This is a genomic window from Sphingomonas sp. G5 (genome assembly GCF_052660795.1).
In genome coordinates, this window is the sequence record NZ_CP109660.1 from 2,737,121 (window position 1) to 2,753,588 (window position 16,468).

Sequence of the window (16,468 nt, forward strand, 5' to 3'; positions counted from 1 at the left end):
CTCACAGGGTAATGAGCCGCCGCACGTCGGCGCCTCGTAACCGCTCAACCGGCTCGAACGCGTCGGCGAGACCGAACGCCGACGGGCCGAACGCGGCGAGCGCACCGGGCGTGCGCATGATGTCGGGCGTCGAGATGCCGAGCACCCGCACGCGCTGGCCGTAGCGCAGCCCCTCGGTGGTGATGGGCTCGGCCGAGTCGATGTCGGTGATGCAGATGAGATCGGGCACGATCGCCACCAGCTCGCCGTCGCGGCGGGCGACGAGGTTCTCGTTCTGGAACGCCACCTCGAGCGCCGCGTCGTCGTCGGGGTCGAGCGCGGTGATGGTGGCGCGTCCCTTCGCGAAGCCGTCGGTGGTGCGTCGCTCGACGTCGGTGACCTTGCCGACGAACAGCTCCCGCACGTGCGGGTACAGCGTGGTCGAGAGCACGTCGGCGATGGCCTCGAAGGGCGAACGGTGCTGTTCCCGAGCCTCGCGGATGCCGCGCCCCAGCGCCAGAGCCATCGACAGCGTCCGCGGAATCGCGGTACGGCGCACGTCGGCACCGGTCATGGCGTATTCGGCGATGTGCGACACCCCGCCGAGGCGGATCGTGACGCCGCGCGCGAGCCACTCCATCTGCCGGTCGTCGTCGCCGGTGTCGATGATCGCCGTCTCGCCGCGCTCGCCCGCGAGGGCCAGGGGCGAGCCGTGCACGCCGTAGACGGCGAAGGTCTCCATCGACAGTTCGGGGAACGCGCGGCCCATGCCGTCGGCATCCACCACGGGAAGCCCCGTCTCGGCGGCGACGAGCAGCGGGATCATGGAGTTGATGCCGCCGCATTCGATGGGCATGGTCGCGTCCGCGGTGCGGCCGAGGTGCTTCTCGAGGGTGCGCAACGCCAGCGTCGGCTCGGTGCCGGCCGGGATCTTCTCGATCATCACGGTCGGGGCGCCCATCTGCGCGGTGGGGATGACGAACAGGTCGTCGGCGATCTCGTCGGGGTCGAGCACGGTGATGCTTCCCGCACCCAGCACGCGCTCGACGAGCTTCTGCCCGATGTAGGGGTCGCCGCCGCCCCCGGTTCCCAGCAGCGTCGCACCGCGGGCCAGATCGGGCAGGTCGGCGGCGGTCAGGGTCCAGCTCATGCGGCGGTCTCCGAGTTCTCGATGGTTCCGTCGAAGCGGTGGGAGGGCAGGTCGTAGCCGAAGTATCCGGGGCCGACCATCGCGAGGGCTTCGGCGCTGTGCCACCGCTCGTCGCTGGGCGCGGCGATGACCCGCACGCGCTGGCCGTAACGCAGGCCCTCGGTGGTGATCGGCTCCGCGGTCTCGGCATCCAGGACGATGATGAGGTCGGGAGTCGTGACCAGGATGCCGGTGGTGGTGCGCGCGATGAGGTGCTCGTTCTGGAACGACAACGTCACCGTGTCACCCCGGCCCTCGATGCGGGCGTTGCCGCGGGCGAACCCGGCGGTGGTCCCGCGCTCGACATCCACGACCTTGCCCTCGAACAACTCACGTCCACCCAGGGCGGCGACGACCGCGGCGACCGGGTCGGTCTTCGCCTCGCGCGCTTCGACGATGCCGCGTCCGATGGACAGGCACGCCGACAGCGAGGCGGGGACGAGGGCCTCACGCGCGCTCGCGCCCGACATGGCGAAACCGGCGAGCATGACCGAGCAGCCCATCTCGACGCACGCCACACGGGCGATCCGCTCGGTCCAGGTGTTGTCGATGGTCGACAGCACCGCGGTGTTGCCCTTCTCGTCGGCGAACGCGAGCGGCGATGCGGTGATGCCGTAGAGCGTGGGGAGCACCATCTGCAGCTCGGGAAACGCGCGCCCCATGCCGTCGGCATCCAGCAGCGGCAGCCCCAGGGCGGCCGCGGCGGCGATCGGGATGGTGGAGTTGACCCCGCCGGCCTCGGCGCACGCGATGTGCGTGACCGGGCGACCGAGCGAGGCGCCGAGCGCGTGCACGGGGGCGACGACCTCGTCGAGGCTCGGGAGCTTCTCGACCATGACGGTCGGCGCGCCCATCATCGCGACGGTGAGCACGAGGGCGTCGTCGGGCAGTTCGTCCAGGCCCACGACCGTGACCGGCCCGTGGACGGCGAGTGCCTGGCGGGCGAGCAGCGCCCCGATGTAGGGGTCTCCCCCGCCTCCGGTACCGAGCACCGCGGCACCGCGGGCGAGATCGCCCACGATCGACGGGGTGAGCTGCCAGCTCACGCCCGCACGCCCATGTCGAGGTCGCCCACGGCCTTCACGCGCACCCGGGTGGCATTGCCCGGCAGGTAGGGAATGGGCACCTCGTCGAAGTCGACGATCGACACCGACGACGGTCGCGCGCCCGCGGCGATGGCCTTGTCGACGGCCTCGGCGCGAATCGCGGCGATACCCTCGTCGCGGCGGCCCGCCTCGATCGCGTAGACCTTGTCGATCTCACCGCCCACCTGGGCGATGGATGCGCCGATGGCGTTGGCGACGGCGTAGTTGCGCGGGCGGTGCACGGCGCCGAACATCGGCAACTCCTCGGGGAGCAGGATGCTGCCGCCGCCGACCGCGACGACCGGGATCGGCTCGGGCGAGGTGCGCATGCGGTCGACGGCCTCGGCCACGCGATCGGCGATGCGTGCGAGCACGCGCTCGACGAAGGCGGGGTCGAGGTGCGCGACGCGCGAGGGGTCGCCCACGTTCGCCCGCCCGGCGGCCACGGCGATGTCGGTCGCGGTGAGGGTGGAGCCGCCGAAGACCAGCGCCTCCTCGGTCAGGCGGTACCCCACGGACGCGGGCCCCACCTCCGCGGTGTCTTCGTCGACGATCGAGCCGCCGCCGATGCCGATCGAGAGCACGTCCGGCATCCGGAAATTGGTGCGGATGCCGGCGACCTTGACCTCGTTCGCGGTCTCGCGCGGGAACCCGGCGTTGAGCAGACCGATGTCGGCCGTCGTGCCGCCGATGTCGACCACCGCGCACGTCTGCAGGCCGCTGGTGAGTGCGGCGCCCCGCATCGAGTTCGTCGGGCCCGAGGCGAAGGTCGCGACCGGGTAGAGGCGCACGTAGTCCTCGTCCATCAGCGTGCCGTCGTTCTGACTGAGGAAGATCGGTGCCTGGATGCCTTCGGCGCGCACCGCGGCGGTGAGGCCGTCGACGATCTCGGAGGCGAGTTCGCGGAGCGCGGCGTTGATGATCGTGGCGTTCTCGCGCTCGAGCAGGCCGATACGACCGATCTCGTGCGAGAGCGAGATGGCCACGTCGGGCCCCAGCACGTCGCCGAGGATCTCGGCCGCGCGCACCTCGAGGTCATGGTTGACCGGCGAGAACACCGACGAGATCGCCACGGAGCGCACGCCGTTCGCCTTCATGTCGTCGGCGATGCCGCGCAGCTCGTCTTCGTCGAGCGGTGAGATCGGGCGCCCATCGAACTCGTAGCCGCCGTGTGCAAGGTAGCTCCGCGCCTGGATCGCGTCGGTGAGGACAGTGGGCCAGTCCACCAGCGGCGGCAGGGCCTTCGTGGCGGGGAGGCCGAGTCGTACCGCGGCGGTCGGGGCGAGGCGCTGGGCCTGCACGAGAGCGTTGATGAAGTGCGTCGTGCCGATCATCACCGCGTCGATGTCGGCACCGGCGAAGTCGCGTTCGGCGCGCAGGGCCGCGATCGCGTCGACGATGCCGGTGGTGACATCCGGGCTGGTGGACTTCTTCACGCCGGCGAGGGTGTCCTTGCCGTCCATGAGCACTGCGTCGGTGTTGGTTCCGCCGACGTCGATGCCGATGTGCATGGGTGGAGCTCTTTTCGTTCGGGGGGGTGGGTCAGGATGCCACGGGGGCGGCGTCGCGCACGGGAACCTGCGCGGTGGTCGCCTCGCCGACACCGCGCACCCAGCCGAGCTTGCCGGCGACGGTGTACAGCACGATCGAGAGCACGAGCGAGGAGATCGCCGGGATTCCCCAGGTCACGAAGTAGCCGACGAGGGCCGAGACGAGCCAGACCACCAGGGTCACGGGAACCAGGCGCGGAGCCGTCGCCGGCAGGCGGCCCTCGGCGCGCGAGGCGTCGAGTTCGCCGCGCCAGCGACGCACGATGAAGTACTCGGCGACCATGATGCCGGCGATGGGCGGGAACACGACGCCGAGGATGATGAGGAAGCCGGTGAACTGAGACAGGATGCCGGCGGCGGCGAGGATCGATCCGACGACGCCGAGCACGATGGTGGTGCTGACGCGGTGCAGGTTCTTGCCGAACGCGGTGGAGATGAAGTTCACCAGGCCGAGGGTCGACGAGTACAGGTTCCAGTCGTTGATCTTCAACGTGCCGGTGATGACGATGATGAGTCCCACCAGGCCCACCGACGAGGTGACGATCGCGACGATGTTGCCCGACTGGGCCGCGTGGGCGAGGAGCACACCCGAGAGGCCGATGACGAACTCGCCCAGCGAGACGCCCACGACCGTCTGCTTGACGACGTCGGCCTTGGAGCGGTTGAAGCGCGTCATGTCGGCGGTGATGATGGCGCCGACGATGAGGCCGCCGGCGACGATCGCCGTGCCCTGCCACACCGACATGGTGGGTCCCGGGGCGGGCGAGGTGATCAGGTCGCCGATCGAGTGGTTGCTGAGCTCGGTGATGATCGACCAGCCGACGAGCACGAGGAACAGCGGCACGGTGATGTTGGCGAGCCACTGCATGCCGACGAAGCCGACGGCGACGATCGCCGTGACGGCGAGGCCGAAGAGCAGGCTCCACGCCCACATCGGCATCAGGCCCGGCAGGAGCGAGTCGAGCGACTCGGCCGAGATGGCCGATTGGATGCCGAACCAGCCGATGAGGCTGATGCCGATCGCGAGGCCCACGAGTGAGGCCCCGATCTCGCCGAAACCGGTCCAGCGGGCCAGGAGCGCCGTGTTCAGGCCCTCCTTCTGCCCGATGATGCCGACGATGCACATGATCACTTCGAGGATGATCGAGCCGAGCAGCAGCGCGAGGAACGCCTCGCTGAAGGTCATCGCGTAACCGAGAGTGGCGCCGAGAAGGAACTGCGACAGCGCCGAGACCTGACCGAAACGCTGCACGGCGATGCCGAACCAGTGCTTCTGGGCGTCGGGGGTCACGCGGCTGAGGGCGAAGTCGTCGGCGTGGGCCATACGTGCCATGGGGGTGTCCTTTTGCGGAAGAGGGACGGTGCGGGTGCTGCACACGCTATTGCCGCCGCTCGACGCACGACATGGGCACCTCGCCCCACATTGCCCCGCCGTTGTGCATGTTGCACACCGCGCGCTTACTCGCCCGGCGCGTGCGCCTCGAGGAACTCGTACAGCTCCGTCGTGTCGACCCCCGGGAACGCCCCTGTCGGCAGGGTCGCCAGCAGCGTCCGAGGTGTCCGCACGTTCGGCCACGCCTTGTCGCGCCACGCGGCCTCGAGCTCCGCCGGCGCGCGGCGACAGCACGTCTCGACCGCATGCCGGGAGACGCCGCGATTCGGGGTGTCCCGCCCGCGGAACCACCTCGTGTCGTCGAAGCGCACCCCCACGCTCACCGAGTGCGCCCCCTCGCTCGACTGCTCCACGCGGGCGGTGCACCAGTACGTCCCGTTCCCGGTGTCGGTGTACTGGTAGTACGGGTTGAACAGGTCGTCCTCGTCGAAGACGACGCGGCTCGTCCAGCGCCGGCAGCACATCTGCCCCTCGATGGAGCCGAGGCGATCGGTGGGGAAGTTCACGTCGTCGTTCTCGTACGCCTTCGTGATCGTCCCCGACTCGTGCACCTTCAGAAAGTGCACCGGGATGCCGAGATGCACCGTCGCGAGATTCGTGAAGCGGTGCGCGGCGGTCTCGTACGACACCGAGTAGGCGTCGCGGAGGTCCTCGATGCTGAGGGCGCGTCGCTCCTTCGCCTCGCGCAGCGCCGGCACGACGTGCGCCTCGGGCATGAGCAGCGCCCCGGTGAGGTAATTTGTCTCGACGCGCTGTCGGAGGAACTCGTCGTAGCTCGTCGGCTCGCCGTGCCCGAGGATCCGGCTCGACAGCGCCTGCAGCACCGCCGCGCGCGGGTCGCCCTTCGCGACCTTCGTCGACAGATAGAGCCGGCCGTTCTTCACGTCGGCGATGCTGCGCGTCGACGAGGGGAGGTCGGGAACGTAGTGGAGCGTGAAGCCGAGATGGGCGGCGATATCGCTCGCGCCCCGCTGGGTGAGGGGTCCACCGGGGTGCTCGATTCGATCGAGAATCCCGGATGCCACCCGCTCGAGGTCGGGGAAATGGTTGTCCTGCGTGCGCATGAGTCGCCGCAGCGCGACGTTCGCGCGCCGCGCCTCCTCGGGCGTCGCCGACCGCTCCTCACGGAGGCGTTCGATCTCGGCCTGCAGCGCGAGCATCGCGGCGAGCGCCTCGTCGGGCACCGCGCGACCCACGCGGAACGGCTCGATCCCGAGCGCCTGGAACGTCTGGCCCCGCATCGCCCGCTCCACCGAGAGCTCGAGGGCGGCGCGGGCGTCGAGGGGCTCGGCATCCAGGATCTGATCCAGCGTGCACTCGAGCGCGCGGGCGATCGCCTGCAGCAGCGTGAGCTTGGCCTCGCGGCGCCCGTTCTCGATCATCGATATCTGGCTCGGGGCGCGGCCGACCGCTCCGGCGAGATCGTCGAGGGTCATCCCGCGCGCCGTGCGTAATTGCCGGATGCGTCGTCCGATGGTGAGCGTGTCCACCTCCCCATCGTCGAAGGGGAGGGATGCCGAAGAAGTCGAGACGCCGGTGCCCATACGCCACGTTCTCACAAAAACAGAAGATCGCGCGATCTTCACACGATGAATCCGGTTTCGACCCCGTGTTCTTCGCCCACAGTGGTCGTCACGGGGCACCGCCGCCCCGGCATCCGAGAGGAGAACGCTCATGACGATCCAGGCCACCCCCGCCCAGCAGCCCCTGCGCCCCGGCGACCAGACCGAGACCGCCGACGAGATCCGCGCCGCGTGGGAGAACGACCCGCGCTGGGACGGCATCGAGCGCACCTACACGGCCGACGACGTCGTCCGTCTCCGCGGCAGCGTCCGCGAGGAGTCGACCCTCGCCCGTCGCGGAGCCGAGAACCTCTGGAACCTCATCCACACCGAGGAGTACGTCCGCGCCCTGGGCGCCTACACCGGCGGTCAGGCCGTGCAGCAGGTGCGCGCCGGACTGAAAGCCATCTACCTCAGCGGTTGGCAGGTCGCCGCCGACGGCAACCTCGCGGGGCAGACCTACCCCGACCAGAGCCTGTACCCCGCGAACTCGGTCCCCGCGGTCGTCCGCCGCATCAACAACGCCCTGCTGCGACAGGACCAGATCGAGCGCGCCGAGGGGGAGATCACCCGGGATTGGCTCGCCCCGGTCGTCGCCGACGCCGAGGCCGGGTTCGGCGGACCGCTCAACGCCTACGAACTCGCGCAGTCACTCATCCAGGCCGGGGCCGCCGGCATCCACTGGGAAGACCAGCTCGCGAGCGAGAAGAAGTGCGGCCACCTCGGCGGCAAGGTTCTCGTGCCCATCCAGCAACACATCCGCACCCTCAACGCCGCACGGCTCGCGGCCGATGTCGCGGGCGTGCCCACGGTGATCATCGCCCGGACCGATGCTCTGGCCGCCGACCTGCTCACCAGCGACGTCGACCCGCGCGACGCGGAGTTCCTCACCGGCGAGCGCACCACCGAGGGGTTCTACCGCGTGCGGCCGGGCCTCGACTCCGTGATCGCGCGCGGCCTCGCCTTCGCCCCGTACGCCGACCTGCTCTGGGTCGAGACCGGCGAGCCCGACATCGAGCTCGCTCGCCGCTTCGCCGAGGCCATCCACGCCCGCTACCCGGGCAAGAAGCTCGCCTACAACTGCTCGCCGAGCTTCAACTGGAAGCGCCATCTCGACGACGAGCAGATCGCCACGTTCCAGGCCGATCTGGCCGCTCTCGGCTACGCCTTCCAGTTCATCACCCTGGCGGGTTTCCACGCCGTGAACCACTCGATGTTCGACCTCGCCCGCGGCTACGCCGAACGCGCCATGAGCGCGTACGTCGAGCTGCAGGAGGCCGAGTTCGCCGCCGAAGCCCACGGGTACACCGCCACGCGCCACCAGCGCGAAGCGGGCACCGGCTACTTCGACGTCGTCTCGACCGCGCTCAACCCCGACAGCGCCACCCTCGCCCTGGCCGGCTCCACCGAGACCGCCCAATTCCACTGACCCTCGACGCGCGCGCCTTCGTGCGGACCATGTCCCCCTTTGGGCAGACCTTGTCCCACTTTTGGTCGCCCGGGCACACCTCAGGCAGCAATTTCTGGGACATGGTGCTCAAAGGAGCGACGGGCAGCGACACAGACAGAAAGACACGACCATGACCCTCATCACCTCTCCCCCGCCCACCTCGACCCCCACCCGCACCGACGGATCCCGGATGCCGGACACCTCGGCATCCGCCCCGCACCTTCGTCTCGAGCGCTCCCTCGAGGGACGCGACGGCGAGATCCTCACCCCCGCGGCGATCGCCTTCCTCACCGAGCTGCACGACCGCTTCGCCCGGCGCCGGCACGACCGCCTCGCCGCGCGTGAGCGCCGCCGCTTCGAGATCGGCACGGGCGATGACCCGCACTTCCGCGCCGACACGGCGCACATCCGCGATGACCCGTCGTGGCGTGTGGCCGGTGCTGGTCCGGGTCTGGAGGACCGCCGCGTCGAGATCACCGGCCCCACCGATCCGAAGATGACCATCAACGCGCTGAATTCCGGCGCGCGGGTGTGGCTGGCCGACCAGGAGGATGCCACGAGCCCCACCTGGCGCAACGTCATCGGCGGTCAGCTCTCGCTGTTCGACGCGATCCGCGGACAGTTGTCGTTCACGAGCCCCGAGGGAAAGCGCTACGAGGTGACCGCCGAGCGGACGCCGACGATCGTGATGCGCCCGCGCGGCTGGCACCTGCCCGAGAAGCACGTGACGTTCGTCGATCGCGCGGGGCGGGAGCTGCCGGCATCCGGATCCCTCGTCGACTACGGACTGTACGTGTTCCACAACGCGCACGCCCTCGTCGCGGCCGGCCGGGGCCCCTACTTCTACCTGCCGAAGATCGAGTCGGCCGAGGAGGCGCGGCTCTGGGACGACGTCTTCTCGTTCACCGAGGAGCGGTTGGGCCTCGCGCACGGCACGATCCGCGCGACGGTGCTGATCGAGACGCTGCCCGCGGCGTTCGAGATGGAGGAGATCCTCTTCGCCCTGCGCGACCACTGCGCGGGGCTGAACGCCGGGCGCTGGGACTACATCTTCTCGATCATCAAGACCTACCGCGGTCGCGGGGCGCGGTTCGTCCTGCCCGACCGGAGCGAGGTGACCATGACGGTGCCGTTCATGCGTGCCTACACCGAGCTGCTCGTGCGCACCTGCCACAAGCGGGGCGCATACGCGATCGGCGGCATGAGCGCCTTCATCCCGAATCGCCGCCGCCCCGAGATCACCGAGGCCGCCTTCGAGAAGGTCGCCGCCGACAAGCGGCGCGAGGCCGGCGACGGCTTCGACGGCACGTGGGTGGCCCACCCCGATCTCATCCCGGTGGCCCGCGCCGAGTTCGACGCGGTGCTCGGTGATCGCGAGAACCAGCTCGACCGCTCGCGCGAGGACGTGTGCATCGAACCGCGGCAGTTGCTCGACCTGCGCATCGGCCTGCCGGTGACCACGGCGGGTGTGCGCGCGAACGTGTCGGTGGCGATCCGCTACATCGAGGCATGGCTGCGGGGCCTCGGCGCCGTGGCGATCGACGACCTCATGGAGGACGCCGCCACCGCCGAGATCTCGCGCTCGCAGATCTGGCAGTGGATCCACCAGGACCGCGAGACCGCCGAGGGCACCGCGATCACACGTCCGTTCGTCGAGGGCCTGCTGGCCGACGTCCTCGCCGAGGTGCAGCGCTTCGACGGTGAGCGCTTCGACGACGCCGCCGAGGTGTTCCGCGAGGTCGCACTGCGGCCGGAGTTCCCGGCGTTCCTGACGCTGCCGGCTTACGCGAAGTACCTCGACTGACCCTCTCTCGGGTTCCCCGCGTCGCCCCGCCGGGCGGGGGCGGGGAACCCGAGGGGAGTTCTTCGCACTCCACAACGTCACCGTCCGCGCCGCGTCGCGGTGTTGTACGGATCCTCACTGTTTCCCCTCGGTCCCCCTCGGTTTCGAGAGAGTCGCCCCACCTGCATCGTTCAAAGGAGAACCGCATGCGCCGCCTCACCGCCGCCATCGTCGTCGCCCTCACCGTTGCCGCGCTCACCGCCGCACCCGCGCATGCCGCCGCAGCCCCCGGCTTCTACGACCCGCCCGTCACCCTCCCCGACGACAACGGCGCCATCGTGCGATCGGAGCCCATGCACCTGGGGGCGTCCGTGCGCATCACCGGAACGACCCGCGCCCTTCCCGGCACGGCCACGCGACTCATGTACCGCTCCACCGACGCCGTCGGCTCGGGCGTCGGCGTGACCGGCGTGTACATCGAGCCGACACTGCCCTGGAGAGGGAGCGGCGCTCGGCCACTCGTCGCGTTCGCGGCGGGGACGCAAGGCCAGGGCGACTCGTGCGCACCGTCGAAGAGCCTCGAATCGGTCGTCGTGGTCGACGCCGACGGGACGGGGTTCGGGTACGAGATCCCGTCCATCTACGGCCTCCTGTCCCGGGGGATCGCGGTGGTCGTGACCGATTACGTGGGGCTCGGGACCACCGATCGCGTGCACAGCTACACCACCCGCCTCGACATGGGCCATGCCCTGCTCGATGCCGCGCGCGCCGCTCTGCAGCTGCCGGGCACGTCGGTCGACGGCCGTTCGCCGATCGGGCTGTACGGATACTCGCAAGGCGGGGGCGCTTCCGCATCCGCCGCCGAGCTCGCGCCCTCGTACGCCCCGGAGCTGAATCTGCGCGGAGCGTACGCCGGAGCACCGCCCGCCGACCTGTTCGGCGTTCTGAAGACCGCCGATGGATCGAGCCTGACCGGGGTGGTGGGCTACGCGTTCAACGGCATCCTGCAGTACTACCCGGAGGCGAAGTCGTTCCTCCAGACGCAGCTGAACGGCACGGGCACGGACGCCCTACGGCGCGTGAGCACCCAGTGCATCGGCGAGACGCTTCTCACGGCCGGGTTCGCTTCGACGTCGTCGTGGACCCGTTCGGGGCAGTCGTTCCTCTCGATCGCGACCGCGGATGCCGCCACCCGCCGCGCCGTCGAGGACCAGCGGATCGGCACGCTCCGACCGGCGATCCCCGTGCAGGTGCTCACCGGCACCCGGGACGACATCGTGCAGCACGCACAGGCCAAGCAGCTCGCCGCCGACTGGTGCGCGAAGGGGGCCGACGTCACCTACGTGCCCGTCGTGCAGCCGCTCCCCTCGGGCGGCACGGGGACGAACCATCTGGTCCCCGCCTTCTCGCGCATCGCCCCGAGTCAGCAATGGCTCGTGGACCGCCTCCAGGGCGTCCCCGCGACGTCGAACTGCGGAGCTCTCGCGGCCCTGCCCTGATCCGACGACCGGCCGGGGCCACGCTGTCCCCGGCTCGGTCGATGGGGCCTGCGCCGACCTCGGTCAGTCGGTCGCCGTCCACAGCTCGACGCCCATGTCGGCGATCGCCGCGGCCGCGCTCTCGGGCAGCTCCGCGTCGCTCACGATGACGTCGAGCGCGTCGAGCGGCACGACCCGGAAGCGCTCGGCGGTGCCGTACTTCGTGCTGTCGGCGACCAGGGCGCCCGAGGTCGCGGCATCCAGGACCGCCCTCTTGAGCACGACCTTGTCGAGCTCGGGACTGGTCAATCCGTGGGAGGTGTCCCAGGTCCCGGTGCTGAGGATCGCGAGGTCGAGGGTCATGGCCGAGATGGTCGCGGCGGCGAGGGCTCCGCTCGATGACCCGCTCGCGGCATCCACCACTCCACCGGTGTGGATGACCTCGATCGCGGGGTGCGCGAAAAGCGCCGAGACGGTGAAGAAGTCGTTGGTCACCACGGTCAGTCCGCGGCGCGACGTCAGATGCGGGACCAGCGCCTGACAGGTGGTCCCCGCGTCGATGAACACGGTCATGTCGTCGGTGATGAGAGCGGCCGCACGACGGGCGACGGCTTCTTTGCGGGGGAGCTCCAAGGCCGCACGGGAATCGCGTTCGCGCGGGGGCTCCACCCCCGTGTGCTCGCGCAGGCGCACGCCGCCCTGCACGGCGTCGACGAGGCCCTCGTCTTCGAGCGTGGCGATGTCACGACGCACGGTCATGTGCGACACCCCCAGCGACGAGGCCAGGTGGCGGATGCTGAGCGCGCCCGCCCCGCGCAGCAGACGCATCAGTTCTCGCTGGCGCTGTTCCGGGATGAGGGGTGGCGGTGTCGACATCCCCTCGAGCCTAAGCCTCCACTCGGTGAGAGACCGTGTTCTCTCGTGTTAATCCACGTGATATCGTGTGCAACGATGTTAAAGAAACATAAAGTCCTCTCCGCCGTGGTCGACAGCGGCGTCGTCCTGATCGTTCGCCTCGACTCCCCCGACGAGGCGCTCGCCGTCTCGCGCGCCGCGGTGGCGGGCGGCATCCGGGCCCTCGAGATCACCCTCTCGGTCCCCCGGGCGCTCGAGGTCGTGCGCACCCTCGCGGACGAGGTCGGTGACCACGTGGCGGTGGGCGTCGGAACGGTCCTGGATGCCGAGATGGCCGTCGCCTCCGTGCAGGCCGGGGCGCGCATGCTGGTCAGCCCCAACCTCAATCCCGACATGATCCGCGCCGCCAACCGCTACCAGGCGCTGACCATCAGTGGCGCGTTCACCCCGACGGAGATCGTGCAGACGATGGAGGCCGGCGCCGACATCGTCAAGCTCTTCCCCACCGAGATCGCCGGACCCGACTACCTGCGCACCGTCATGGCACCCCTGGCGCACGCGCCCATCCTCCCCGCGGGTGGCGCCACGCGCGAAAACGTCGGCGACTGGTTCGCCGCCGGGGCGCTCGCCGTCGGCGTCGGCAGTGCGATCACCAAGGCCGCTCGCGCGAGCGGCGACATCGACGACGTCACGCGCGCGGCCGCCGACTTCCTCGCCGCGGTCGAGAGCGCTCGCACGACTTCCTAACCCCCTCACGGCGGACCGCGACGTCCGCCCCTCACCCGAACACGAAGGAGTGGACCATGAGCGAGACGACGGCCGACGCGCCCGTACTCACGCGCGACGAGAAGAAGACGATCCGGATCCGGTGGTTCCTGGTCGGCTTCCTCATCCTCGGCGGGGTGGTGAACTATCTCGACCGATCGACGCTGAGCGTGGCCAACACCACGATCGCCGGTGAGTTCGGGCTCGACCCGTTCGCCATGGGACTGCTGCTGTCGGCCTTCTCGTGGCCGTACGCGATCGCGAACCTTCCCGCCGGCTACCTCGTCGACAAGTTCGGGCCGAAGAAGATGTTCGCCTTCGCCGCCGGAGCGTGGTCGCTCGTGTCGATCGTGACCGCCGCCGCGAACTCCTTCGGCCTGCTGTACGCGTGCCGCGTCGCCCTCGGCATCGCCGAGTCGCCGTTCTTCACCTCGGCGCTCAAGGTCAACGAGCGCTGGTTCAACAAGTCCGAGCGCGCTCTTCCCGTCTCCCTCGTCAACACCGGTTCCCAGATCGCCAACGCCATCGCACCTCCCCTTCTGACGTTCCTGCTGCTGACGATGAGCTGGCGCGGCATGTTCGTCATCGTGGGCGCCTTCGGCATCGTGGTGGCCCTGGTCTGGCTGCGCATCTACCGCGACCCGACGCTCAAGGAGCAGGCGCTCATCAAGGGCGCCGAGGCCGAGGCCCGCGTCGCCGAGTCGGTCGAGAAGGTCGGCTGGGCAGGCCTGCTGCGACAGGCCAACACCTGGTTCATGGTGCTCGGCGCGTTCGGCATCTTCTACACCGTCTGGGTGTACCTCACGTGGCTCCCCAGCTACCTGCAGACGGCCCGCGGCTTCAGCCTCGCGCAGAGCGGGTGGCTCGCGTCTCTGCCCTTCCTCTGCGGCATCGTGGGCGTGATCTTCGGCGGCTGGCTGTCGAACCGGCTCGTGCGCCGCGGCGTGGCCACGGTGCGCGCCCGCAAGATCCCCATCGTCGGCGGAGCGATCCTCGCCGCCGCCGCGGTGCTGCCTGTCGCGTACGTCGACAGCACCCCGCTCGCCGTCGTCCTGCTGTCCGTCGGCTACTTCGCCTCGCAGGTGCCCATCGGGTGCCTGTGGACCCTCGCCTCCGACGTCGCCCCCTCCAACCAGGTCGCCTCGCTCGGCGCGATCCAGAACTTCGGCGGATTCATCGGCGCCGCCGTCGCCCCCGTCGTCACCGGCGCGATCCTCACCTCCACCGGCGGCAACTACACGACGGTGTTCCTCATCGGCGGCGTGCTGCTGCTGGTGGGCGCCCTGTCGTACGGCCTGTTCGTCAAGGACCGCTCCGTCGCGGCATCCTGATTCCGCGCGGGGAGGACGACCTCTCGTCCTCCCCGCCCTCCGGAAGGAACCCCCATGACCGCACGACTGTTCTTCGTGATCGGCCCGGCCGGCAGCGGCAAGTCGACCGTGAGCACGCTCATCGCCCGCCGCATCCGCGCGACGTACCTCGACAAGGATTCCGTCGCCACCGCCTTCACCGAGGCTCTCCTCGAAGCCGCGGGCAGCGACAAGAACGAACGCGACAACAACCCCTACTACCAGAGCGTGGTGATGGGGCTGGAGTACGCGACGCTGCTCCGCCTCGCCGGCGACAACCTGCGCCTGGGCAACGATGTCGTGCTCGACGCGCCCTTCGTGCGGTACTTCGCCGAAGAGGACTACCTCGAGCGCGCCGCAGCCGCACACGACTGGCCCACCGATGTCGTCATCACCGTCGTGCACGTGACGGTCGACGGTGGCCTCGTCCGTGACCGCGTCGACTCACGCGGCTACGGCCGCGACGCCTGGAAACTCGCCCACTGGGACGAGTTCTGGGCCACGGCGCAGGCCGCCGACTGCCGCTGGCGCGGCGCGCACCACGTACTCTTCGACAACAGCGCCTCGGGCGCCGACCCCGCGGCGCTCGAGGCCGCCCTGGCCGCCTTCGTCTGAGCCGCCGCTCACGACGCCGGTGATCAGGGGCGCGCCGGGTCGATCGGCGTGAACCGCCGCAGACTCGCGCGCGAGCTGAGCCGCGAGGCCGCGAGCGATCCCGCGACGGCGAGGAAGATCGGCAGCAACAGGGTGAACCCGGTGTCGGTGAACTCGATGATCAACGCGATCGCGGTGAAGGGCGCCCGCATATTGGATGCCAGGAACGCGGCCGCCGCGATGATCGCGAGCGCCGTGCCGTCCGCGCCGGGCCAGACGAACGCCCACCCGGCCGCCGCGGCCGCACCCAGAGCCGCGCCGATCGCGACCGAGGGTTGAAGGGTGCCGCCGATCGCGCCGGAGCCGAGCGAGATCGTCGTGGCGACGTACTTCAGCAGGGCGAGCAGCAGCAGGAGGAGCGCCGGCTGGGACAGGTCGAAGCCCGCCGTGGCCAGGGCACGACCGTTGCCGAGGATGAGCGGGAAGAACGCCCCCAGCAGACCGACCGCCGCGAACGTGAGGGGAAGGACGACGAGGAGCTTCCAGCCCTTCGGGCGGAACCGCCCGAGCGCCTTGGTCACGGTCGCGAAACTCGTCGCGCCCCAGCCCATGAGCGGCCCGATGAGGACGGCCGCGACGACGAGCGAGGCGTTCACCTCGAGCGCGGGCACCTGGTACAGCGACCCGTCGCCGACGAGGGGCCGCGCGACGAACGTGGCGATCGCGCTGACCGCGAGGGCGACGACCGCCCCGCCCACGCTGAACTGGGCCAGCAGGATCTCGATCGCGAACAGGGCGCCCGCCAACGGGACGTTGTACACCGCCGCGAGACCGGCACCTGCCGCCGAGGCGATGAGGATGCGCCGCCAGCGGGGGTCGAGACCGAACCAGCCGACGATCTTCGAACCCGCCATCGCGGAGAGCTCGCGCGGAGCCACCTCCTTGCCGATCGAGGCGCCGAGGGCCACCGACGTGACCTGGATGACGGTGTCTGCGAGGGTTTCCCACCACGGCATCCGAACCCCGTCGACACCCTGCTCGACCGTGGCGAGCGTGCGTCCGAAACGCCGCAGCAGGTACCAGCCGAGAGCGGCGACGACACCCGCGCCGCCGACGGTGACGACCGGCAGCCACCACGGAGACGGCAACGGGATCCCGTCGAGGAACGGCCCCTCGTCGTGCCCCCAGACGAGGTGCTCGATCGAATGGACGATCCACACCAGCAGGAGCACGGCGAGACCGGTGGCCAGCCCGACGATCAGCGTGGCGAGGCCGAGCTTGAACAGCGCGAGGACGGCACGGCGATGCGCGCGCGTCGGCGCCAGGGGGTCTGCTGTCACCCCGCAACGTTAACGGACCCGCGTTACCGTCCCGTGACGTGGTCCCCGGTGACGCCCCGCGGCCCTGCCCGACCGGACGCGAGCGGGGACGGCGTG

13 protein-coding genes are annotated in these 16,468 nt (G+C 70.2%); 6 read left to right on the forward strand and 7 right to left on the reverse strand.

What is annotated here, in order from left to right:
* Position 1: 1 nt before the first annotated feature.
* The 5 genes from NE358_RS13150 to NE358_RS13170 form a co-directional block, all read right to left on the reverse strand.
* Positions 2-1,129, reverse strand: a complete 1,128-nt coding sequence (locus tag NE358_RS13150; RefSeq protein WP_103205942.1) for an S-methyl thiohydantoin desulfurase family protein — start codon at positions 1,127-1,129, stop codon at positions 2-4.
* Positions 1,126-2,214 (reverse strand): S-methyl thiohydantoin desulfurase family protein, encoded by a 1,089-nt coding sequence (locus NE358_RS13155; RefSeq protein ID WP_103205941.1) that lies wholly within the window; start codon positions 2,212-2,214, stop codon positions 1,126-1,128. The genes NE358_RS13150 and NE358_RS13155 overlap by 4 nt, the downstream gene beginning before the upstream one ends.
* Positions 2,211-3,764 (reverse strand): hydantoinase/oxoprolinase N-terminal domain-containing protein, encoded by a 1,554-nt coding sequence (locus NE358_RS13160; RefSeq protein ID WP_103205940.1) that lies wholly within the window; start codon positions 3,762-3,764, stop codon positions 2,211-2,213. The genes NE358_RS13155 and NE358_RS13160 overlap by 4 nt, the downstream gene beginning before the upstream one ends.
* 31 nt (positions 3,765-3,795) lie before the next feature.
* Positions 3,796-5,136, reverse strand: a complete 1,341-nt coding sequence (locus NE358_RS13165) for a purine-cytosine permease family protein (RefSeq protein WP_103205939.1) — start codon at positions 5,134-5,136, stop codon at positions 3,796-3,798.
* Positions 5,137-5,261: 125 nt separating this feature from the next.
* The gene (locus NE358_RS13170) at positions 5,262-6,740 is read right to left on the reverse strand and encodes an XRE family transcriptional regulator (protein ID WP_289939210.1); all 1,479 of its coding nucleotides are present in this window, start codon (positions 6,738-6,740) and stop codon (positions 5,262-5,264) included.
* 130 nt (positions 6,741-6,870) lie between these two features.
* Between NE358_RS13170 and aceA the strand changes: the two genes are divergently transcribed.
* The 3 genes from aceA to NE358_RS13185 all read left to right on the forward strand — a co-directional run bounded on the left by aceA (position 6,871) and on the right by NE358_RS13185 (position 11,490).
* Positions 6,871-8,187, forward strand: coding sequence for an isocitrate lyase (aceA, locus tag NE358_RS13175; RefSeq protein WP_103205938.1), 1,317 nt, complete (start codon positions 6,871-6,873; stop codon positions 8,185-8,187).
* Between the two features lie 151 nt (positions 8,188-8,338).
* Positions 8,339-10,012: a malate synthase A gene (gene aceB / locus NE358_RS13180; RefSeq protein ID WP_289939214.1), complete on the forward strand. Its 1,674-nt coding sequence runs from the start codon at positions 8,339-8,341 to the stop codon at positions 10,010-10,012.
* Between the two features lie 185 nt (positions 10,013-10,197).
* Positions 10,198-11,490 (forward strand): lipase family protein, encoded by a 1,293-nt coding sequence (locus NE358_RS13185; protein WP_289939216.1) that lies wholly within the window; start codon positions 10,198-10,200, stop codon positions 11,488-11,490.
* Between the two features lie 63 nt (positions 11,491-11,553).
* Here NE358_RS13185 and NE358_RS13190 read toward each other — a convergent pair whose 3' ends face one another.
* Entirely contained in the window at positions 11,554-12,345 is a 792-nt protein-coding gene (locus tag NE358_RS13190; protein ID WP_103205935.1) for a DeoR/GlpR family DNA-binding transcription regulator, read from the reverse strand.
* Positions 12,346-12,420: 75 nt separating this feature from the next.
* On the opposite strand from NE358_RS13190, the gene NE358_RS13195 reads away from it, so the two are divergent.
* The 3 genes from NE358_RS13195 to NE358_RS13205 are packed head-to-tail and all read left to right on the forward strand — an operon-like array spanning position 12,421 to position 15,053.
* Positions 12,421-13,071 carry a bifunctional 4-hydroxy-2-oxoglutarate aldolase/2-dehydro-3-deoxy-phosphogluconate aldolase gene (locus NE358_RS13195; protein ID WP_289939218.1) on the forward strand — a complete coding sequence of 217 codons (651 nt, stop codon included), beginning with the start codon at positions 12,421-12,423 and terminating at the stop codon, positions 13,069-13,071.
* 56 nt (positions 13,072-13,127) lie between these two features.
* Positions 13,128-14,420, forward strand: a complete 1,293-nt coding sequence (locus NE358_RS13200; protein WP_141377659.1) for an MFS transporter — start codon at positions 13,128-13,130, stop codon at positions 14,418-14,420.
* Positions 14,421-14,474: 54 nt separating this feature from the next.
* Positions 14,475-15,053 (forward strand): P-loop nucleotide/nucleoside kinase family protein, encoded by a 579-nt coding sequence (locus NE358_RS13205; RefSeq protein ID WP_103205932.1) that lies wholly within the window; start codon positions 14,475-14,477, stop codon positions 15,051-15,053.
* Positions 15,054-15,076: 23 nt separating this feature from the next.
* On the opposite strand, the gene NE358_RS13210 is transcribed toward NE358_RS13205, so the two are convergent.
* The gene (locus NE358_RS13210; protein ID WP_289939220.1) at positions 15,077-16,372 is read right to left on the reverse strand and encodes a chloride channel protein; all 1,296 of its coding nucleotides are present in this window, start codon (positions 16,370-16,372) and stop codon (positions 15,077-15,079) included.
* Between the last annotated feature and the right edge of the window lie 96 nt (positions 16,373-16,468).